At 59.1% G+C, this 20,700-nt stretch carries 23 protein-coding genes; 22 read left to right on the forward strand and 1 reads right to left on the reverse strand.

What is annotated here, in order from left to right; translation table 11 throughout:
* The first annotated feature begins 11 nt into the window (after positions 1-11).
* Positions 12-362 (forward strand): 50S ribosomal protein L19, encoded by a 351-nt coding sequence (rplS, locus tag ACEN8R_RS00870; protein ID WP_003175895.1) that lies wholly within the window; start codon positions 12-14, stop codon positions 360-362.
* A 398-nt stretch (positions 363-760) separates the two neighbouring features.
* Here the strand turns inward: rplS and suhB are convergent, their stop codons facing one another.
* A complete protein-coding gene (gene suhB, locus ACEN8R_RS00875) occupies positions 761-1,579 on the reverse strand; it encodes a type III secretion system regulator SuhB (protein ID WP_007941397.1) in 819 nt (272 codons plus the stop codon).
* A gap of 146 nt (positions 1,580-1,725) precedes the next feature.
* Here suhB and trmJ point away from each other — a divergent pair, with 146 nt between their 5' ends.
* The 21 genes from trmJ to ACEN8R_RS00980 all read left to right on the forward strand — a co-directional run bounded on the left by trmJ (position 1,726) and on the right by ACEN8R_RS00980 (position 20,640).
* Complete coding sequence (gene trmJ, locus ACEN8R_RS00880) at positions 1,726-2,496, forward strand: tRNA (cytosine(32)/uridine(32)-2'-O)-methyltransferase TrmJ (RefSeq protein ID WP_018927071.1); 771 nt, start codon at positions 1,726-1,728, stop codon at positions 2,494-2,496.
* 2 nt (positions 2,497-2,498) lie between these two features.
* Positions 2,499-3,275: a serine O-acetyltransferase gene (gene cysE, locus ACEN8R_RS00885; protein ID WP_026286494.1), complete on the forward strand. Its 777-nt coding sequence runs from the start codon at positions 2,499-2,501 to the stop codon at positions 3,273-3,275.
* Positions 3,276-3,459: 184 nt separating this feature from the next.
* Positions 3,460-3,951, forward strand: coding sequence for a Fe-S cluster assembly transcriptional regulator IscR (iscR, locus tag ACEN8R_RS00890; protein WP_003227911.1), 492 nt, complete (start codon positions 3,460-3,462; stop codon positions 3,949-3,951).
* A 50-nt stretch (positions 3,952-4,001) separates the two neighbouring features.
* The gene (locus ACEN8R_RS00895) at positions 4,002-5,216 is read left to right on the forward strand and encodes an IscS subfamily cysteine desulfurase (RefSeq protein ID WP_007941393.1); all 1,215 of its coding nucleotides are present in this window, start codon (positions 4,002-4,004) and stop codon (positions 5,214-5,216) included.
* A gap of 85 nt (positions 5,217-5,301) precedes the next feature.
* A complete protein-coding gene (gene iscU / locus ACEN8R_RS00900; RefSeq protein ID WP_003443374.1) occupies positions 5,302-5,688 on the forward strand; it encodes a Fe-S cluster assembly scaffold IscU in 387 nt (128 codons plus the stop codon).
* 34 nt (positions 5,689-5,722) lie between these two features.
* Entirely contained in the window at positions 5,723-6,046 is a 324-nt protein-coding gene (gene iscA, locus ACEN8R_RS00905) for an iron-sulfur cluster assembly protein IscA (protein WP_007941391.1), read from the forward strand.
* An 8-nt stretch (positions 6,047-6,054) separates the two neighbouring features.
* Positions 6,055-6,576: a co-chaperone HscB gene (gene hscB, locus ACEN8R_RS00910; RefSeq protein ID WP_018927068.1), complete on the forward strand. Its 522-nt coding sequence runs from the start codon at positions 6,055-6,057 to the stop codon at positions 6,574-6,576.
* 51 nt (positions 6,577-6,627) lie between these two features.
* Positions 6,628-8,490, forward strand: coding sequence for a Fe-S protein assembly chaperone HscA (gene hscA / locus ACEN8R_RS00915; RefSeq protein ID WP_018927067.1), 1,863 nt, complete (start codon positions 6,628-6,630; stop codon positions 8,488-8,490).
* 3 nt (positions 8,491-8,493) lie between these two features.
* A complete protein-coding gene (gene fdx, locus ACEN8R_RS00920) occupies positions 8,494-8,835 on the forward strand; it encodes an ISC system 2Fe-2S type ferredoxin (protein ID WP_018927066.1) in 342 nt (113 codons plus the stop codon).
* A 14-nt stretch (positions 8,836-8,849) separates the two neighbouring features.
* Positions 8,850-9,050 (forward strand): Fe-S cluster assembly protein IscX, encoded by a 201-nt coding sequence (iscX, locus tag ACEN8R_RS00925; protein ID WP_007941386.1) that lies wholly within the window; start codon positions 8,850-8,852, stop codon positions 9,048-9,050.
* Positions 9,051-9,142: 92 nt separating this feature from the next.
* On the forward strand, positions 9,143-9,568 hold the full coding sequence (ndk, locus tag ACEN8R_RS00930) for a nucleoside-diphosphate kinase (RefSeq protein WP_018927065.1): 426 nt from the start codon (positions 9,143-9,145) through the stop codon (positions 9,566-9,568).
* Positions 9,569-9,596: 28 nt separating this feature from the next.
* Complete coding sequence (gene rlmN / locus ACEN8R_RS00935; protein WP_007941385.1) at positions 9,597-10,745, forward strand: dual-specificity RNA methyltransferase RlmN; 1,149 nt, start codon at positions 9,597-9,599, stop codon at positions 10,743-10,745.
* A 12-nt stretch (positions 10,746-10,757) separates the two neighbouring features.
* Positions 10,758-11,516 (forward strand): type IV pilus biogenesis/stability protein PilW, encoded by a 759-nt coding sequence (gene pilW, locus ACEN8R_RS00940; protein ID WP_018927064.1) that lies wholly within the window; start codon positions 10,758-10,760, stop codon positions 11,514-11,516.
* On the forward strand, positions 11,516-12,535 hold the full coding sequence (locus ACEN8R_RS00945; RefSeq protein ID WP_018927063.1) for a RodZ domain-containing protein: 1,020 nt from the start codon (positions 11,516-11,518) through the stop codon (positions 12,533-12,535). The genes pilW and ACEN8R_RS00945 overlap by 1 nt, the downstream gene beginning before the upstream one ends.
* Before the next feature lie 3 nt (positions 12,536-12,538).
* Positions 12,539-13,648 (forward strand): flavodoxin-dependent (E)-4-hydroxy-3-methylbut-2-enyl-diphosphate synthase, encoded by a 1,110-nt coding sequence (gene ispG / locus ACEN8R_RS00950; RefSeq protein ID WP_003185136.1) that lies wholly within the window; start codon positions 12,539-12,541, stop codon positions 13,646-13,648.
* A gap of 37 nt (positions 13,649-13,685) precedes the next feature.
* On the forward strand, positions 13,686-14,975 hold the full coding sequence (hisS, locus tag ACEN8R_RS00955; protein ID WP_018927062.1) for a histidine--tRNA ligase: 1,290 nt from the start codon (positions 13,686-13,688) through the stop codon (positions 14,973-14,975).
* 40 nt (positions 14,976-15,015) lie between these two features.
* Positions 15,016-15,657: a tetratricopeptide repeat protein gene (locus tag ACEN8R_RS00960; protein WP_018927061.1), complete on the forward strand. Its 642-nt coding sequence runs from the start codon at positions 15,016-15,018 to the stop codon at positions 15,655-15,657.
* The gene (gene bamB, locus ACEN8R_RS00965) at positions 15,650-16,801 is read left to right on the forward strand and encodes an outer membrane protein assembly factor BamB (protein WP_018927060.1); all 1,152 of its coding nucleotides are present in this window, start codon (positions 15,650-15,652) and stop codon (positions 16,799-16,801) included. Before ACEN8R_RS00960 ends, bamB begins: the two co-directional genes overlap by 8 nt.
* Before the next feature lie 135 nt (positions 16,802-16,936).
* Positions 16,937-18,409, forward strand: coding sequence for a ribosome biogenesis GTPase Der (gene der / locus ACEN8R_RS00970; RefSeq protein ID WP_018927059.1), 1,473 nt, complete (start codon positions 16,937-16,939; stop codon positions 18,407-18,409).
* A 303-nt stretch (positions 18,410-18,712) separates the two neighbouring features.
* Entirely contained in the window at positions 18,713-19,861 is a 1,149-nt protein-coding gene (locus ACEN8R_RS00975; protein ID WP_018927058.1) for a pyridoxal phosphate-dependent aminotransferase, read from the forward strand.
* Positions 19,849-20,640, forward strand: a complete 792-nt coding sequence (locus ACEN8R_RS00980; protein ID WP_018927057.1) for an amidohydrolase — start codon at positions 19,849-19,851, stop codon at positions 20,638-20,640. Before ACEN8R_RS00975 ends, ACEN8R_RS00980 begins: the two co-directional genes overlap by 13 nt.
* Positions 20,641-20,700: the final 60 nt, after the last annotated feature.

Genomic DNA, 20,700 nt, shown 5'->3' on the forward strand with positions numbered 1-20,700 from the left:
AGGAGCACAGCATGACTAACAAAATCATCCTTGCACTCGAAGCAGAGCAGATGACTAAAGAGATCCCTACCTTTGCCCCGGGCGACACCATTGTCGTTCAGGTGAAAGTGAAGGAAGGCGATCGTTCGCGTCTGCAAGCGTTCGAAGGCGTAGTTATCGCCAAGCGTAACCGCGGCGTAAACAGTGCTTTCACCGTTCGTAAAATCTCCAACGGTGTTGGCGTAGAGCGTACTTTCCAGACCTACAGCCCGCAAATCGACAGCATGGCTGTCAAGCGTCGCGGTGATGTACGTAAGGCCAAGCTGTACTACCTGCGTGACCTGTCCGGTAAAGCAGCTCGCATCAAGGAAAAACTGGCTTAAGTCCAGCTTCCGATGCCGAAAGGCCGGCCTGCTCAGGTTGGCTTTTCAAGAAAATGCCTCGTATCGAAAGATGCGGGGCATTTTTCGTTATGGCTGCATATATAAAAAACTGCGGCGCTCTTTCTGTAGCTGCTGCCGAAGGCTGCGTCTGGCTGTAGCAGCTGTCGAGCTCCAGCGAGGCTGCGTCCGGCTGCGAAGCAGTCGTGAATCCGGCTAATGCGGTCTGTCTGGCGTGCCGTAATCTCTGATTATGCGACTGCTGCGTCCGAGCGCAGGCTTCGCCAGCTGCTACGGATTGCGTTACGGCTTAACTTGGTCGTATTAGTCGCACAAAAGAAAACGCCCCGAACCAGTCGGGGCGTTTGCTTTAAGTGTTGCGGCTTTTTGGGCTTGGGTGCTTAGCGCTTCAGCGAAGCTGGCAGGTGTGGCTGGATCGCTGTCAGTACTGCCTTGAAGCACTTGGTGTTGCCGGCAACGACGTGACCCTTCTCCAGGAAGTCGTGACCGCCGGTGAAGTCGCTCACCAAGCCACCGGCTTCCTGGATCAACAGGGCGCCTGCAGCCATATCCCACTCGGACAGGCCTGACTCCCAGAAGGCGTCGAAGCGGCCGGCGGCCACGTAGGCCAGGTCGAGGCTTGCCGAGCCGGCGCGGCGGATGCCGGCGGTCTGGCCGACCAGGGCGCGGAACATGCCCAGGTAGTTGTCGAGGTTGTCCATCTGGTCGTCACGGAACGGGAAGCCGGTACCCAGCAGGGCGCCGTCCAGGCTGGTACGGCCGCTAACGCGCAGGCGACGACCGTTCAGTTGAGCGCCGCGACCACGGCTGGCGGTGAATTCTTCCTGGCGAACCGGGTCCAGAACAACAGCGTGTTCCAGGCGGCCGCGGTATTTGCAGGCGATGCTGACAGCGAAGTGAGGAATGCCGCGCAGGAAGTTGGTGGTGCCGTCCAGTGGGTCGATGATCCACAGGTATTCTTCGCCTTCGATGCCGGTGCCGGCGTGCAGGCCGGTTTCTTCACCCATGATCGAGTGATTCGGGTAGGCCTTGCGCAGTGCGTCGATGATTTTCTGTTCGGCGGCGCGATCCACCTCGGATACATAATCCTTGGCGTCTTTTTCGTCGACCTTGATGGTATCCAGGCGCTCGATGGAGCGGAAGATCAATTCACTGGCGCTGCGGGCGGCGCGCAGCGCGATATTCAGCATGGGCTGCATGGATGTGTCACCTAAGGTTGTTAAAGAAAGCCGGGCATTCTATCAGAAAGTTTCTACAGGAGAAGGTCGACGTTCGCTTTCATGGCTTAACGGTAGGAGGAGCTGTAAGATTCGGCTCCCCCATTCAATGTTCGAGAGCGCCTCCCTTGCTGCAAAACATTCGTGTCGTCCTGGTCAATACCAGTCATCCCGGAAATATCGGTGGTGCTGCGCGTGCCATGAAGAACATGGGCCTGTCGCGACTGGTGCTGGTCGAGCCGCGGTTGTTCCCGCACCACGAGGCCGATGCGCGTGCGTCCGGCGCCGGGGACATCCTTGAAAACGCGCAAGTCGTCGCCACCTTGGAAGATGCCTTGGTCGGCTGCAATCTGGTGCTGGGTACCAGTGCTCGTGATCGTCGCATTCCCTGGCCGTTGCTCGATCCCCGTGAGTGCGGTGCAAGGGTGGTCGAGGAGGCGGGGCAGGGTGCCGAGATCGCATTGGTGTTCGGTCGTGAAGATTCCGGCCTGACCAACGAAGAGCTGCAGCGATGTCATTATCACGTGCACATTCCATCAGACCCCGAGTTCAGTTCGCTGAACCTCGGGGCGGCGGTGCAGGTGTTGAGCTATGAAGTGCGCATGTCCTGGCTGGCGGCCCAAGGTCAGCCGAGCAAGGTCGAGAAGGAGGAAGTGGCGTCCACCAAGAGTGGTGAGCTGGCGACCATGGATGAGCTGGAGCGATTCTATGAGCATCTGGAGCAAACCCTGGTGGCCATCGAATTCCTCGATCCGGAAAAGCCACGGCACTTGATGGCGCGCCTGCGCCGGTTGTACGGACGCAGCTCGGTCAGCCGGGCGGAAATGAATATATTGCGTGGCATCCTCACGGAAACCCAGAAGGCGGCCCGTGGCGAGCTTCTAAAGCGGAAGGATTAATGATGTTCGAGCGTTTGCGTGAAGATATCCAAAGTGTTTTTCATCGTGACCCGGCGGCGCGTAATGCTTTTGAGGTCCTGACCTGCTATCCGGGCATGCATGCCATCTGGATCCATCGCCTGTCGTCGCTCCTGTGGCGCACAGAGCTGAAATGGCTGGCGCGGCTGGTGTCGAACTTCGGTCGCTGGTTGACCGGGATCGAGATTCATCCGGGGGCCAAGGTTGGTCGTCGCTTCTTTATCGACCATGGCATGGGCATCGTTATTGGTGAGACTGCCGAGATCGGCAACGACGTCACCCTTTATCAGGGCGTGACCCTCGGTGGCACCAGCTGGAACAAGGGTAAGCGTCACCCGACCCTGGAAGACGGCGTGGTGGTTGGCGCGGGCGCCAAGGTGCTCGGCCCATTCACTGTCGGTGCCGGGGCCAAGGTGGGTTCCAATGCCGTGGTCACCAAGGCAGTTCCGCCGGGTGCGACGGTGGTGGGGATTCCGGGGCGGATTATCGTCAAGTCCGACGATGAGCAGGATGCCAAGCGCAAGGCCATGGCCGAGAAGATCGGCTTCGATGCCTACGGTGTCGGCGAAGACATGCCGGACCCGGTGGCCCGGGCGATTGGTCAGTTGCTCGATCACTTGCAGGCGGTCGATGGGCGTCTGGAGGGTATGTGTGGAGCGCTGAAGGATCTGGGCAGTAATTACTGTGCCAAGGATCTGCCTGAACTGCGTGAAGAAGACTTTGCCTGTGTGAAGGGCAAGGACGAAAGCAGGGCCAGCTGATTCACGGCAGGGTCGCATTCAGGCATTTGCACCGCGCTGGTTGGTGTGCCATTGCGCCGCAGACCCTGCTATGATGCGCGCGCTCTTTTGCGGGTAAACCTGAGTAATACGCTAGGTCTTATAGTTGACTTAAATACTCGGGAATTGCATACTCGCCCCATTCCGAACTCCGTGGTAATTGTCCATGCGACTGACTACAAAAGGCCGATACGCCGTGACCGCCATGCTTGACCTGGCGTTGCACGCGCAGCACGGGCCGGTGTCCCTGGCCGATATCTCCGAGCGCCAAGGCATCTCCCTGTCCTACCTCGAGCAGCTTTTCGCCAAATTGCGCCGTAGCAATCTGGTGTCCAGTGTTCGCGGTCCGGGCGGTGGCTACCAATTGTCCCGCGACATGCAGGGCATCCAGGTCGCCCAGGTAATCGATGCGGTCAACGAATCGGTCGATGCAACCAAGTGCCAGGGCCAGGGCGATTGCCATTCCGGCGACACCTGTCTGACTCACCATTTGTGGTGCGATCTTAGCCTGCAGATTCACGAATTTCTGAGCGGTATCAGCTTGGCTGACCTTGTAACTCGCCGTGAGGTGCAAGAAGTAGCCCAGCGTCAGGACCAGCGTCGTTGCAACAGCAAGGCGCCACGCCTGGACAAGATTGAAGCGTCCGCCGTCGAATGACAGCCAAAGAGCTAGCGGCACGCCAGCCAGCCTGATTTAGGAGATAGTCCATGAAATTGCCGATTTACCTTGATTACTCTGCGACCACCCCGGTTGATCCGCGTGTCGCGCAAAAGATGAGTGAATGCCTGCTGGTCGACGGAAACTTCGGTAACCCGGCGTCCCGTTCCCACGTGTTCGGCTGGAAAGCCGAAGAGTCCGTCGAGAACGCTCGTCGTCAAGTCGCTGACCTGGTTAACGCCGACCCGCGTGAAATCGTCTGGACCTCCGGTGCCACCGAGTCCGACAACCTGGCAATCAAGGGTGCGGCGCATTTCTACTCCACCAAAGGCAAGCACCTGATCACCACCAAGATTGAGCACAAGGCTGTCCTCGACACCATGCGCCAACTGGAGCGTGAAGGTTTCGAAGTGACCTACCTCGATCCTCGTGAAGATGGCCTGGTCACTCCGGAAATGGTCGAAGCTGCCCTGCGTGACGACACCATTCTGGTATCGGTCATGCACGTGAACAACGAAATCGGCACCATCAACGACATCGCTGCCATCGGTGAGCTGACCCGCTCCCGGGGTATTCTGTTCCACGTCGACGCTGCTCAGTCCACCGGCAAGGTCGAGATCGACCTGTCGAAACTGAAAGTTGACCTGATGTCGTTCTCTGCCCACAAAACCTATGGCCCTAAAGGCATCGGCGCGCTGTACGTCAGCCGCAAGCCGCGTGTGCGCATCGAAGCGACCATGCACGGCGGCGGTCATGAGCGTGGCATGCGTTCCGGCACCCTGGCGACTCACCAGATCGTCGGCATGGGCGAAGCGTTCCGTGTGGCCAAGGAAGACATGGCTGCCGAGAATGCACGCATCAAAGCGCTGAGCGACCGTTTCTTCAAGCAGGTTGAAGGCCTGGAAGAGTTGTACGTCAACGGCAGCATGACCGCCCGCGTACCGCACAACCTGAACCTGAGCTTCAACTACGTCGAAGGCGAGTCGCTGATCATGGCGCTCAAGGATCTGGCGGTTTCGTCGGGTTCGGCCTGCACCTCGGCATCGCTTGAGCCTTCGTACGTGCTGCGCGCCCTGGGCCGCAACGACGAACTGGCACACAGCTCGATTCGCTTCACCTTCGGCCGTTTCACCACCGAAGAAGAAATCGACTACGCCGCGCAGAAAGTCTGCGAGGCCGTCACCAAGCTGCGCACTCTGTCGCCGCTGTGGGACATGTACAAAGACGGCGTCGACATTTCGAAAATCGAGTGGGCGGCACACTGATATTCAAGTCGCCGCAACCGGGCCCTGCGAATCCACGATTGGCAGGGCTTCAAGAGCGACTCCTGATGAGTGAGGATTAAGAATCATGGCTTACAGCGAAAAGGTCATCGACCACTACGAGAACCCGCGCAACGTCGGCAAGATGGATGCAGAAGATCCTGATGTCGGCACCGGCATGGTCGGCGCTCCGGCGTGCGGTGACGTGATGCGTCTGCAGATCAAGGTCAACGAACAAGGCATCATCGAAGACGCCAAGTTCAAGACTTACGGTTGCGGTTCGGCAATCGCCTCCAGCTCCCTGGCGACCGAGTGGATGAAAGGCAAGACTCTGGATGAAGCAGAGACCATCAAGAACACTCAACTGGCCGAAGAACTGGCCCTGCCGCCAGTGAAAATTCACTGCTCTGTACTCGCTGAAGACGCTATCAAGGCGGCCGTTCGCGACTACAAGCAGAAGAAAGGCTTGATCTGACTTTCAAGATTTGGCGACGAGTAAGGAGTCACCGATGGCTATCAGCATGACAGAAGCGGCTGCTCAACACGTGCGACGCTCCCTCAACGGGCGCGGCAAGGGTGATGGGATTCGTCTGGGTGTTCGCACCACGGGCTGTTCCGGCCTTGCCTATGTGCTGGAGTTTGTCGACGAGGTGGGCGCGGACGATCAGGTGTTCGAAAGTCACGGCGAGAAAGTGATCATCGACCCGAAAAGCCTGGCCTACCTGGACGGCACCGAGCTTGATTTCGTCAAGGAAGGGTTGAACGAAGGCTTCAAGTTCAACAACCCCAACGTACGCGGTGAGTGTGGCTGCGGCGAAAGCTTCAACATCTGAGGCTGCTCGTGGGTACTCCTTGTCATTTCGCTTTATTTGAGCTGCAACCGAGTTTCAATCTGGACCTCGATCAGCTGGCTACGCGCTACCGTGAGTTGGCGCGCGGCGTTCATCCGGACCGCTTTGCCGACGCTTCCGAGCGTGAGCAGCGGCTGGCGCTCGAGCAATCCGCGAGCCTCAACGAGGCCTACCAGACGCTCAAAAGCCCCCCCAAGCGCGCGCGATACTTGCTCGCATTGAGTGGTGGCGAGTTGCCGCTGGAGGTCACGGTGCATGATCCGGAGTTTCTTCTGCAGCAGATGGAGTTGCGTGAAGAGCTCGAGGATCTGCAGGACAGCGCCGACATGGCGGGTATTGCCACGTTCAAGCGCCGCCTCAAGGCAGCTCAGGATGAACTGAACCAAAGCTTCGCAGCTTGCTGGAATGATGCGGCGCAACGCGAACGGGCCGAACGCCTGATGCGGCGCATGCAGTTCCTCGACAAGCTCACCTACGAAGTGCGCCAGTTAGAAGAGCGCCTCGACGATTAACCCAGTGCCGCTCCGGTCGCACGCCTGATATACAGATAAGTCCTGATCACGATGGCCCTACTGCAGATCGCCGAACCCGGCCAAAGTCCTCAACCGCACCAGCGTCGTCTGGCTGTGGGGATCGACTTGGGCACTACCAATTCGCTGGTCGCTGCATTGCGCAGTGGTCTTTCCGAGCCTCTGGCCGATGCGCAAGGGCGGGTTATCCTGCCGTCTGCCGTGCGCTATCACGTCGATCGCGTCGAGGTCGGCGAATCGGCCAAACTGGCTGCCGCTACCGATCCTCTGAACACTGTGCTGTCGGTCAAGCGCTTGATGGGACGTGGTTTGTCCGACGTCAAGCAATTGGGCGATCAGCTGCCATACCGTTTTGTCGACGGCGAGTCGCACATGCCGTTCATCGACACGGTGCAAGGCCCGAAAAGCCCGGTCGAAGTTTCCGCCGATATCCTCAAGGTGCTGCGTCAGCGTGCCGAAGCGACCTTGGGTGGCGAACTGGTCGGCGCAGTGATCACCGTTCCGGCCTATTTCGATGATGCTCAGCGTCAAGCCACCAAGGATGCGGCCAAGCTGGCCGGCCTGAACGTGCTGCGCTTGCTCAATGAACCGACCGCTGCTGCGGTGGCTTACGGTCTGGATCAGCAGGCTGAAGGCCTGGTTGCCATTTATGACCTGGGCGGCGGCACCTTCGATATTTCGATTCTGCGTCTGACCGGCGGTGTGTTCGAAGTGCTGGCTACCGGCGGCGACAGCGCTTTGGGTGGTGATGACTTCGATCACGCCATTGCTGGCTGGATCATCGAGAGTGCTGGTCTGTCGGCCGACCTCGATCCGGGCGAGCAGCGCAATCTGCTGCAAACCGCGTGTGCGGCCAAAGAAGCCCTGACTAGTGCCTCGTCCGTCGAAGTCGCATATGGCGACTGGAAGGCGGGGTTGACCCGTGAAGCGTTCAATGCGCTGATCGAGCCGATGGTTGCCCGCAGCCTGAAAGCCTGTCGTCGCGCGGTGCGTGATTCCGGCATTGAGCTGGAAGACGTTCATGCGGTGGTCATGGTCGGCGGCTCGACTCGCGTACCGCGCGTTCGCGAAGCCGTTGCGCAAGCCTTCGGTCGCGAACCGCTGACCGAAATCGACCCGGACCAAGTCGTGGCCATCGGTGCCGCGATCCAGGCCGATACCCTGGCTGGCAATAAGCGTGACGGCGGCGAACTGTTGTTGCTCGACGTGATTCCGTTGTCCCTGGGGCTGGAAACCATGGGCGGCCTGATGGAGAAGGTGATTCCGCGCAACACCACCATCCCTGTCGCCCGGGCCCAGGACTTCACCACTTATAAAGACGGCCAGTCGGCCATGGCGATCCACGTATTGCAGGGCGAGCGTGAGTTGATCAGCGACTGCCGCTCCCTGGCACGCTTCGAATTGCGCGGTATTCCAGCGATGGTTGCTGGTGCGGCGAAAATTCGCGTGACCTTCCAGGTCGACGCCGACGGTCTGCTCAGTGTCTCGGCCCGCGAATTGGGTTCGGGTGTCGAAGCCAGCATTCAGGTCAAACCGTCCTACGGCCTGACCGACGGCGAAATCGCCAAAATGCTCAAGGACTCGTTCCAGCATGCCAATGACGACAAGGTTGCCCGCGTATTGCGTGAACAGCAGGTCGATGCCCAGCGCCTGATCGAAGCAGTGCAGGGCGCTCTGGATGTCGACGGCGAACGCTTGCTCGACGCCGAAGAGCGCATGGTCATCGAATTGCAGATGCAGGAACTGACCGAATTGATGAAAGGCACCGATGGTTACGCCATTGAGCAGCAGACCAAACGTCTGTCGCAAGTGACCGATGCCTTTGCTGCCCGCCGCCTGGACTCGACGGTGAAAGCCGCTCTGGCGGGGCGCAATCTGAATGAAATCGAGGAATAATTGATGCCGCAGGTCATTTTTCTGCCACACGAGAAGTTCTGTCCGGAAGGCATGGTTGTGGAGGCTGAGCCTGGCATATCCATTCTCGAGCTGGCCCATGAACACCATATCGAGATGGAAAGCGCTTGCGGCGGCGTCTGCGCGTGCACCACTTGTCACTGCATCATTCGTGAGGGTTTCGACTCGCTGGAAGAGGCTGATGAGCTGGAGGAAGACTATCTTGATAAGGCTTGGGGGCTGGAAGCCCAGTCGCGTCTGGCCTGTCAGGCAAAAGTCGGGACTGAAGACCTGACCGTCGAAATTCCGAAATACTCGCTCAACCATGCCGCCGAAGCGCCGCACTGATTCAAGGAACTTTCATGAGCCTGAAATGGGTTGATGTGCTGGAAATCGCGATCCAGCTGGCTGAGTCAAAGCCGGATGTGGACCCGCGTTACGTGAACTTCGTCGATCTGCACCAGTGGGTGCTGGCATTGCCGGAGTTCAGTGATGATCCGACACGCGGTGGCGAGAAGGTGCTTGAAGCCATTCAGGCCGCCTGGATCGAAGAAGCAGACTGAGTCTGCACCGTACGCAGTTAGGCAATACCAAAGAACCCGCGTATAATTCGCGGGTTTAATTTTTCGCAAATTACCGTTTCTGGAGTTACACCATGGCTGTTCAACGTACTTTCTCCATCATCAAGCCTGACGCTGTTGCTAAAAATGTCATCGGCGAGATCACCACTCGTTTCGAAAAAGCAGGCCTGCGCGTTGTAGCTTCGAAACTGAAGCAACTGTCCAAAGCCGAAGCTGAAGGCTTCTACGCTGAGCACAGCGCTCGTGGTTTCTTCAACGACCTGGTTGCTTTCATGATTTCCGGTCCGGTTGTCGTTCAGGTTCTGGAAGGCGAAAACGCTATCGCTCTGAACCGTGAGCTGATGGGCGCTACCAACCCTAAAGAAGCTGCTCCTGGCACCATCCGCGCTGACTTCGCTGATTCCATCGACGCCAACGCCGTACACGGTTCGGACTCCGAAGCCGCTGCTGCTCGCGAAATCTCGTACTTCTTCGCAGCTACTGAAGTAACCACTCGCTAAGCATTGGCTTAAGAGTGAAGGTGAATCCATGACTACATCGACTGTAAAAACCAACCTGCTGGGTCTGACTCAACAGGAAATGGAAAAATTCTTCGACTCGATCGGGGAGAAGCGTTTCCGTGCCGGTCAGGTAATGAAATGGATTCACCACTTTGGCGTCGATGATTTCGACGCCATGACGAACGTCAGCAAGGCCCTGCGCGAAAAGCTCAAGGCTGTTGCTGAAATTCGTGGTCCGGAAGTGGTCAGCGAGGACATCTCCAGCGACGGTACCCGTAAGTGGGTGGTGCGCGTGGCGTCCGGCAGCTGCGTCGAGACCGTTTACATTCCCCAGGGCAAACGCGGCACCTTGTGCGTTTCGTCCCAGGCAGGCTGTGCCCTGGACTGCAGTTTCTGCTCCACCGGCAAGCAAGGTTTCAATAGCAACCTCACCGCCGCGGAAGTCATCGGCCAGGTGTGGATTGCCAACAAATCCTTTGGCAGCGTCCCGGCAACCGTCGACCGTGCCATCACCAACGTGGTGATGATGGGCATGGGTGAGCCGCTGCTGAACTTCGACAACGTCGTGGCCGCCATGCATCTGATGATGGATGACCTGGGCTATGGCATCTCCAAGCGCCGCGTAACCCTGTCGACTTCGGGTGTGGTGCCGATGATCGATGAGCTGTCCAAGCACATCGATGTTTCCCTGGCGTTGTCCCTGCACGCACCAAATGACGCATTGCGTAACCAATTGGTGCCGATCAACAAGAAGTATCCGCTTAAGATGCTGCTGGAATCGTGTCAGCGCTACATGTCGTCCCTGGGCGAAAAGCGCGTACTGACCATCGAGTACACCTTGCTCAAGGACATCAATGACAAGGTCGAACACGCGGTCGAAATGATCGAGTTGCTCAAGAATGTTCCGTGCAAGATCAACCTGATTCCGTTCAACCCGTTCCCGCACTCCGGTTACGAGCGTCCGAGCAACAATGCGATTCGCCGTTTCCAGGATCAGCTTCACCATGCAGGCTTCAACGTCACCGTGCGTACCACTCGCGGTGAAGACATCGATGCCGCGTGTGGCCAATTGGTAGGGCAGGTGCTGGATCGCACCCGTCGCAGCGAACGTTATATCGCCGTGCGTGAGTTGAGCGCCGACAACGATATGCCGCAAAACGCTGCGAACAATAATTAAGAGAGGATCTCTATGTCCCTGCGCTTCGCGCTGCTTGTGCTGTTGGCCAGCCTGTGTGCTGGTTGTGTCCTGTCGGGCGATTTCAACCCGATGAAGACCAGCAAGGGTCGTGATGAAGCGCGTGCCGCCTACGTGCAGCTGGGCCTGGGGTACTTGCAGCAGGGCATGACCGAGCGCGCCAAGGTCCCGCTGAAGAAGGCGTTGGAACTGGATGACTCGGATGCTGACGCCAACGCGGCCTTGGGGCTGGTGTTCCAGGCCGAGATGGAGCCGGAACTGGCCGATCAGCATTTTCGCAAGGCGCTGTCTTCCCGTCCCGCCGATGCGCGAATCCTGAACAACTACGGCAGTTTTCTGTTCGAAGAAAAACGTTACAAAGAGGCGTACGAGCGCTTTGAACAGGCGGCCGCCGATACTCTGTATCCTGAGCGTTCGCGGGTTTTCGAGAACCTCGGCATGACCGCTTCAAAGCTGGGCCAGCGTGACCTGGCTCGCCAGCAACTGGAAAAAGCCCTGCGTTTGAACCGCCAACAGCCACGTGCCTTGCTGGAAATGGCTGAGTTGTCATTCGAAGACAGGCATTATGTGCCCGCGCGTGACTATTACGATCGTTTTAGCCTGCTCACCGAGCAAAATGCACGTAGTCTATTGCTCGGCGTTCGGCTGGCAAAAGTGTTTGAAGATCGCGACAAGGCCGCCAGTTATGGCCTGCAATTAAAACGACTCTATCCCGGTACGCCGGAATATCAGCAATACCTGTCGGAGCAATGATGAAAGCGGCGCATCCCGAAGTTGTAGCAGCGAATCGCGTTAACCCCGGTGAGACTTTGCGCCAGGCCCGCGAAAGCAATGGCTGGTCGCTGGCCGAAGTGGCCCTCAAGCTCAACCTCACCGTCAATTCCCTGAGTAATCTGGAAGCCGGCGCTTTTGACAAGCTGCCTGGCCACACCTTTGCTCGTGGCTATATTCGCGCGTACGCCAAATTGCTGGGCATGGACCAGGCTGTTCTGGTTCAGCAGTTCGACCAATCCACCGGCACCGACTCCCAGGGCAGCAACGTCCACAGCCTGGGGCGTATCGAAGAGCCGGTTCGGGTTTCCCACACCATTTTGCGAATTGTCAGCCTGCTGTTGCTGATCGCGGTGATTGGTGGTGGTTTTGTCTGGTGGCAGGATCAAACCTCATCGCGCACCAAGGACCTGGTCAGCCTGGCTCCGGAACACGTTGAAGTCGAAGGCGCCGATGGCACCACCCAGATCCATCCGCTGGACGAGCCGGAAGACCAGGCGGTTGCGCAGGGTGAGTCTGAAGGTGAAACGCCTCTGGCGTTGCCGCAGGCGGAGGAGCCTGCCAACGCCGAAGCAAGCGCGCCGGCGCCAACACCCGCTCCAGCAGCCCCGGTAGCAACACCTGCGGCTCTGGCCCACAATACTGCTCCGGTTGTCGCGACACCGGCAGCGCCAGTTGTTGCCGCTGTACCGGCAGCGGTTGCGACGGCTCCGATTGCGCCGGCCGTTGCAGCTGCTGCTCCAGCAGCTCCGGTTGCGGGCCAGGGCCAGGTTCAACTGCAATTCAGCGCCGATTGCTGGACTCAAGTGACCGACGGCACGGGTAAAGTGTTGTTGAGTGGTCTCAAGCGTAAAGGCGAAAGTGTTTCCGTCAGCGGCAAGCCGCCCTTTGCCGTGCGTCTGGGCTTTGCCCGTGGCGCGCAGGTCAGCTACAACGGGCAGGTGGTTGATGTCGCTCCGTTCACCAGTGGCGAGACTGCTCGCCTGAAGTTAGGTCAATAAGTCATGCACGGCGAATCTCCAATCAAGCGTCGCGAATCCCGGAAAATCTGGGTCGGTAACGTGCCTGTTGGCGGCGATGCGCCCATCGCTGTGCAGAGCATGACCAACAGCGACACCAATGACGTGGCCGCCACCGTGGCCCAGATCAATCGTCTGGAAGCCGCCGGCGTCGATATCGTTCGGGTTTCGGTGCCGGACATGGACGCCGCCGAAGCCTTCGGCAAGATCAAGCAACTGGTCAAGGTGCCGTTGGTGGCTGACATCCACTTCGACTACAGGATCGCTCTGCGCGTAGCCGAACTGGGCGTCGATTGCCTGCGCATCAACCCAGGCAACATCGGTCGTGAAGACCGCGTACGTGCGGTGGTCGATGCCGCCCGTGATCGCGGGATTCCAATCCGTATCGGCGTGAACGCCGGTTCCCTGGAAAAAGACCTGCAAAAGAAATATGGTGAGCCGACTCCGGCCGCGCTGGTCGAGTCCGCCCTGCGTCACGTCGAACACCTCGAACGCCTCAATTTCCAGGACTTCAAGGTCAGCGTAAAAGCTTCCGACGTGTTCATGGCCGTTGAAGCCTACCGCTTGCTGGCCAAGGAAATCGTCCAGCCGTTGCACCTGGGCATCACCGAAGCCGGTGGTTTGCGTTCAGGCACAGTGAAATCCGCCGTGGGCCTCGGTATGCTGCTCGCTGAAGGGATTGGCGATACTATTCGCATCTCGTTGGCGGCCGACCCGGTCGAGGAAGTGAAAGTCGGCTACGACATTCTCAAATCCCTGCACCTGCGTTCCCGTGGCATCAACTTCATCGCCTGCCCGAGCTGCTCGCGGCAGAACTTCGATGTGGTCAAAACCATGAACGAGCTGGAAGGGCGCCTCGAAGACTTGCTGGTGCCGCTGGATGTCGCGGTAATCGGTTGCGTGGTCAACGGGCCGGGCGAAGCCAAGGAAGCCCATATCGGCTTGACCGGCGGCACGCCAAACCTGATTTACATCGACGGCAAGCCGTCGCAGAAACTGACGAATGACAATCTGGTGGATGAGCTTGAACGCTTGATCCGCCAGAAAGCGGCCGAAAAGGTCGAAGCCGACGCGGCTGTAATCGCTCGCGGCTGAGCCTGACTGAAGAGCCGAACGAATTTAAGGATTTAAAGTGAGCAAGTCTCTGCAAGCCATTCGTGGCATGAACGACATCCTGCCCGAACAGACTCCCCTGTGGCGTCATTTCGAAGGCACCGTTTCGCGTTTGCTGGATAACTACGGTTACAAGCAGATCCGCATGCCGATCGTTGAGTTCACCGAGCTGTTCAAGCGGTCCATCGGTGAAGTGACCGACATCGTCGAAAAAGAGATGTACACCTTCGAAGACCGCAACGGCGATTCCCTGACCCTGCGCCCTGAAGGCACAGCGGCCTGCGTGCGTGCAGTGCTCGAACACGGCATTACCGGCGGCGGCCAGGTGCAGAAACTCTGGTACATCGGCCCGATGTTCCGCCACGAACGTCCGCAGAAAGGCCGTTATCGCCAGTTCCACCAGATTGGTTGTGAAGTCTTCAACCTCGACGGTCCGGACATCGACGCCGAGCTGATCGTGCTGACCTGGCGCCTGTGGGGCGAGCTGGGTATCCGCGATGCGGTCAAGCTCGAACTCAACAGCCTGGGCACTGCCGAATCCCGTGGTCGTTATCGCGAAGCACTGGTCGAGTACCTGACCGCTCGCCTGGATCAACTGGACGAAGACAGCCAGCGCCGTCTGAAGACCAACCCGCTGCGGGTCCTGGATACCAAGAACGCCGACACTCAAGCAGTGCTGGCCGACGCGCCGAAAATGGCCGATTACCTCGACGAAGAATCCCGCGTGCACTTCGAGGGCCTCAAGGCTCGCCTGGACGCCGCCGGCATTCCTTATGTGATCAACCCGAAGCTGGTTCGCGGGCTGGATTACTACAGCAAGACTGTATTCGAATGGGTCACCGACCAATTGGGCGCCCAGGGCACGGTATGTGCCGGTGGTCGTTACGACGGTCTGGTGGAGCAGATGGGCGGCAAGCCGACCCCGGGCGTAGGTTTCGCCATGGGCATCGAGCGTCTGGTGCTGTTGCTTGAAACCCTGGAGCAGATCCCCGAAGAGATCTCCCGTCAGGTCGACGTCTACCTCTGCGCCTTCGGTGAAGCTGCCGAGCTGGCCGGTCTGACCCTGAGCGAGCGTGTTCGTGATCAACTGCCCAACCTGCGCCTGCAAATCAATGCCGGGGGCGGCAGCTTCAAAAGCCAGTTCAAGAAAGCCGACAAGAGCGGTGCGCTATACGCATTGATCCTCGGTGACGACGAAATGGCCCAGCAAGTGGTAGGTTTCAAACCCCTGCGTGGCCAGGGCGAACAACAAAGCATTGCCTGGGATGCGCTTGCTGCACACCTGGCCACCTGCGTCGTGCAGGGTTGAAGCTGTCAAACAGCCGATTTAGCGATTAAGGAGTATTGGGGTGTCGAGTACCGAAGACGAACATGTGGCGGAGTTGAAGGAGTGGTGGACACGCAACGGCAAGCCCCTGGTTACTGGCGGCCTGTTGGCGCTGGTCATCGTGTTCGGCTGGCAGGCCTTTCAGAAGTATCAGAGCAATCAGTCGCAAGGCGCCTCGATTCTCTACCAGCAATTGCTGGAAACCACGCTGACGCCTGACGGCAAGCCTGATGCTGCACGTGTTTCGGATCTGGCCGGCAAGCTCAACAGCGAGTTCGGCGGCACTGCCTACGCGCAATACGGCAGCCTGTTCGTGGCGAAAGTCGCGGTCGACAGCGGCAAGCTGGACGACGCAGCCAGCGAGCTGAAAGCCATTGTCGACAAACCGGCCAACCCGGCTCTGGGTGAAATCGCCCGTCAGCGCCTGGCGCAGGTGCTGGCCGCGCAGAACAAGGTCGATGAAGCCCTGAAACTGCTCGAAGGCGATGCCGACAAGGCCTTCCTGGCCACTCGCGAAGAACTCAAGGGCGACTTGCTGGTGCAACTGGGTCGTACCGACGAAGCGAACGCAGCGTATCAAAAAGCCAAGGCGGCACTGTCGGATGAAGCGGCGGTCGGTGGCCTACAAATCAAGCTGGACGACCTGGCCAAAGGGGATGCGTGACGTGATCCGTTGGAAACATGCAGCATTGCTGGCTCTGGCCATTCTGGCCGCGGGTTGCAGCAGCAACAGCAAAAAAGAGTTGCCACCGGCCGAGCTGACCGACTTCAAGGAAGAAGTGGTTCTGCACAAGCAGTGGAGTCGTTCGATCGGTAACGGTCAGGGCGAAACCTACAACATGCTGGTTCCGGCGATCGATGGCGATACCATCTATGCCGCCGACGTCACCGGTGTGGTGATGGCGATGGATCGCAGCAATGGCGACGTCAAGTGGAAGAAAGATCTCAAACTGCCTGTCTCCGGCGCCGTTGGCGTGGGTTACGGTCTGGTCATTATCGGCACGCTCAAGGGTGAAATCGTTGCCCTGGATGCCAGCAGCGGTGAAGAGAAATGGCGCGCTCGCGTGACCAGCGAAGTTCTCGCACCACCGGCCACCAACGGTGACGTTGTTGTGGTTCAGACCCAGGATGACCGTCTGATCGGTCTGGATGCCTCTACCGGCAACCAGCGCTGGTTGTATGACAGCACGCCAGCGGTCCTGACCCTGCGCGGCACCAGCGCACCGATCGTCACCAACCGCCTCGCGGTGGCTGGCCTGTCGACCGGTAAAGTGGTTGCTCTTGATGTGTCCAACGGCGTGCCGGTTTGGGAACAGCGTGTAGCGATTCCACAAGGTCGTTCGGAGCTGGAGCGTGTGGTCGATATCGACGGTGGCTTGCTGCTGTCCGGCGGTACGCTGTATGTCGCCAGCTACCAGGGTCGCGTCGCGGCACTGGACCTGGAAAGCGGTCGTCAGCTCTGGCAGCGTGATGCTTCCAGCTATGCCGGCGTCGCCCAGGGTTTTGGCAGCGTCTATGTGAGCCTGTCTTCGGGCACTGTTGAAGGCGTCGACGAGCGTTCCACCACTGCATTGTGGAGCAACGATTCGCTGGCCCGCCGCCAACTGTCGGCTCCGGAAGTGTTCTCCAGCTACGTTGCAGTCGGTGACCTGGAAGGTTACCTGCACCTGCTGAGTCAGGTGGACGGTCGTTTCGTCGGCCGCGAGCGCATCGACAGCGACGGCCTGCGTGCCCGTCCGCTGGTGGTGGGTGACACGATTTATGTGTATGGCAACAGCGGCAAACTGGAAGCCCTGACCATCAAGTAAAGACTATGCTTGGGGTTTAACCCCCAAGCGGCCTTGTTCTGCAAGGCTCGCAGCGCTTTCAAGCGCTGCCCCGAGCACCAGCCGCTGCCTCGCAGCGGCTTTTGTATTTTCTGAAATAACGAAGTGGAGAGCCGCATGGTTCCCGTAATCGCCCTGGTGGGCCGACCGAACGTCGGCAAGTCCACCTTGTTCAACCGCCTGACCAGGACTCGCGACGCCATCGTCGGCGACTTGTCCGGTCTGACCCGTGATCGCCAATACGGTGAGGCCAAGTGGCAAGGGCGTTCCTACATTCTGGTCGACACTGGCGGTATCTCCGGTGACGAGCACGGTATGGACGAAAAAATGGCCGAGCAGTCGCTGCTGGCCATTGAAGAAGCGGATGTCGTTCTGTTCCTGGTAGATGCCAAGGCCGGTTTTACCGCCGCCGACCAGATGATCGCCGAGCACTTGCGCAAGCGTAACAAGCGTTCCTACGTGGTCGCCAACAAGGTCGACAACATCGACCCTGAAATGGCCCGCGCCGAATTCGCCCCGTTGGGCATGGGCCACGCGATCCCGATCGCCGGTGCCCATGGTCGTGGCATCACCCAGATGCTGGAAATCGCCCTGAGCGACTTCCCGAAAGACGAAGAAGAACCGCAAGAAGGCGAAGAGGAAGAGATCGTTGCCGAAGGTGAGGAAGCCAAGCGCATTCCTGGCCCAAGCGAAAAAGACGGTATCAAGATCGCCATCATTGGTCGTCCGAACGTCGGCAAGTCCACCCTGGTCAACCGCATGCTCGGTGAAGACCGGGTGATCGTGTATGACCAGCCCGGTACTACCCGCGACAGTATCTACATCCCGTTTGAGCGTAACGATGAGAAGTACACGCTGATCGACACCGCTGGTGTGCGCAAGCGCGGCAAGATTCACGAAGAAGTCGAAAAGTTCTCCGTGGTCAAAACCCTGCAGGCGATCAAAGACGCCAACGTGGTGATCTTCGTGATGGACGCCCGCGAAGGCGTGGTGGACCACGACCTCAACCTGCTGGGCTTTGCCCTTGAAGCCGGTCGTGCGCTGGTGATCGCGATCAACAAGTGGGACGGCATGACGCCGAGCGAGCGCGACTTCGTGAAGGTCGAGCTGCAACGTCGACTGTTCTTCGTCGACTTCGCCGACATCCACTTCATCTCGGCCCTGCACGGCACTGGCGTAGGTAATCTCTACGCGTCGGTACAGAACTCGTTCAAGTCCGCGGTCACCCGCTGGCCGACCAACCGCCTGACCCAGATTCTGGAAGATGCGGTCGGCGAGCACGCGCCACCGATGGTCAACAACCGCCGGATCAAACTGCGTTATGCCCACTTGGGTGGTGCGAACCCGCCGATCATCGTGATCCACGGTAACCAGATCGAGAAGGTGCCGAAGTCTTACGTCCGTTACCTGGAAAACACTTACCGTCGTGTGCTCAAGCTGGTCGGTACGCCGATCCGCATCGAGTTCAAGGGCGGCGAGAACCCGTACGAAGGCAACAAGAACTCGCTCACCGACCGTCAGGTCAACAAGAAGCGTCGTTTGATGTCGCACCATAAGAAGGCTGACAAGAAGCGCCGCGACAAGCGCTGATTCAAGGCCTCACTCTTTTTGTGAGGGCTTGTTGTGGCGAGGGAGCTTGCTCCCGCTGGACTGCGAAGCGGCCCCAGTATCTGCAACCGAGATCGTTCAGTTGGAATGCATCGGCTGTTTTGCGACTGCTGCGCAGCCGAGCGGGACGGTGCGGCGTTCCGACAAGCTCCCTCGCCACAAGTTATGCGGTGTACATTAGAAGAAGGGTGCCGGTTGGCGCCCTTTTTTTGTGGGCGTCGTTTGGGCTATCCTCGGGCTCTCCCGTGCCGCCGTTAGAGCCGGGTGTAGCCCAGGGAATCACCGATGATCACCAGTAAGCTGCCGAATGTCGGCATCACTATTTTCACGCAGATGTCTCAGCTCGCGACGCAAACCGGGGCGATCAACCTGTCCCAGGGTTTTCCCGATTTCGACGGCCCGCAGGCCCTGCGCGATGCGGTCGGTCGGCATATCGCCAGTGGCCACAACCAGTATTCGCCGATGACCGGCTTACCGGCGTTGCGTCAGCAGATCGCGGCGAAGATCGCTCGCAGCTACGGCGCGCATGTTGATGCCGACAGCGAAGTGACGGTCACCCCCGGCGCGACCCAGGCGATCTTCTGCGCGATTCAGGCGGTGATCCACAGCGGCGATGAAGTGATCGTGTTCGATCCGTGCTACGACAGCTACGAGCCCTCGGTCGAGCTGGCCGGTGGTCGCTGTGTGCATGTGCAACTCGGCCTGAAGGACTTCGCCATCGACTTCCAGAAGCTCGCCGAAGCCCTGAGCCCGCGCACGCGGATGATCATCCTCAATACCCCGCACAACCCAAGCGGTGCGCTGATCAGCCGTGCCGAGCTGGATCAGCTGGCGGCGTTGATCCGCGACCGCGACATCTATGTGATCAGCGACGAAGTCTATGAACACCTGGTGTTCGACGGTGTGTCTCACGCCAGCGTATTGGCCCATGAAGAGCTGTATCAGCGCGCTTTCGTGGTCAGTTCGTTCGGCAAGACGTACCACGTCACTGGTTGGAAAACCGGTTATGTCGTGGCGCCGCCGGCCCTTAGCGCGGAGCTGCGCAAGGTGCACCAGTACGTCAGTTTCTGCGGCGTGACGCCGTTGCAGTACGCGTTGGCCGATTACATGGCCGAGCACCCGGAACACGTCGAAGAGCTGCCGGGCTTCTATCAGGCCAAGCGCGATCTGTTCTGCGATCTGCTGACGCCGTCGCGCTTCAGTTTTACCCGCGTGGCCGGTACTTATTTCCAGTTGGTCGATTACTCGCAGATTCGCCCGGACCTCAATGACGTCGAGATGGCGCTGTGGATGACCCGCGAGCATGGCGTCGCGAGCATTCCGATCTCGGTGTTCTACCAGACTCCACCTGAAGGTCAGCGCCTGGTGCGTCTGTGCTTTGCCAAGCGCGAGGAGACCCTGCGTGAAGCAGCGGCAAAACTATGCCTGATCTGAGTACTCTGCCCAATCTGAATCTTGCGCTGATCCAGACCACCTTGGCCTGGCACGATCGTCAGGCCAATCTGGAGCATTTCGAGCCGTTGCTGGAACAGGCTCGCGGTGCGGACCTGATCATCCTGCCGGAGATGTTCACCACCGGTTTCTCCATGGAATCGGAAACCCTCGCCGAGCCGGAAAATGGCCCCACCAGTAAATGGATGCGGGCTCAGGCAGCGAAGCTGGGCGCGGTGGTGACCGGCAGCATCATCGTCCAGGCGGCTGACGGTAGCCATCGCAATCGTCTGTTGTGGGTACGGCCGGACGGGGAGGTGTGGCACTACGACAAGCGTCACCTGTTCCGCATGGCCGGGGAGAACAATCACTACACCCCGGGCGAGCGTCAGGTGCAGTTCGAATTGAAGGGTTGGCGAGTGCGGCCGCTGATTTGCTACGACCTGCGCTTCCCGGTCTGGAGTCGCGATCCGCAAGACACTGACTTGCTGCTGTACACCGCCAACTGGCCGGGCGCACGGCGTCAGCACTGGAACCGATTGCTGCCGGCACGGGCGATCGAAAACCTCTGCTATGTGGCGGCGGTGAACCGTATCGGTACCGATGGCAAAGGCTTCGCGTATACCGGTGACAGTCAGGTCCTGGATTTTCAGGGCGAGACGTTGCTCGGTGCAGGCGATGCCGATGGCGTATTCAAGGTCGTGCTCGACGCGGCGGAACTGGCGGCATATCGCAAACGGTTCCCGGCGAATCTGGATGCGGATACCTTCGAGTTCACCTGACCGATCGTTGAGCAACAAAAAAGGCCCCGAGGTTTTCACCCCGGGGCCTTTTGCATTTGC

The organism is Pseudomonas sp. Pseusp15 (assembly GCF_059492165.1).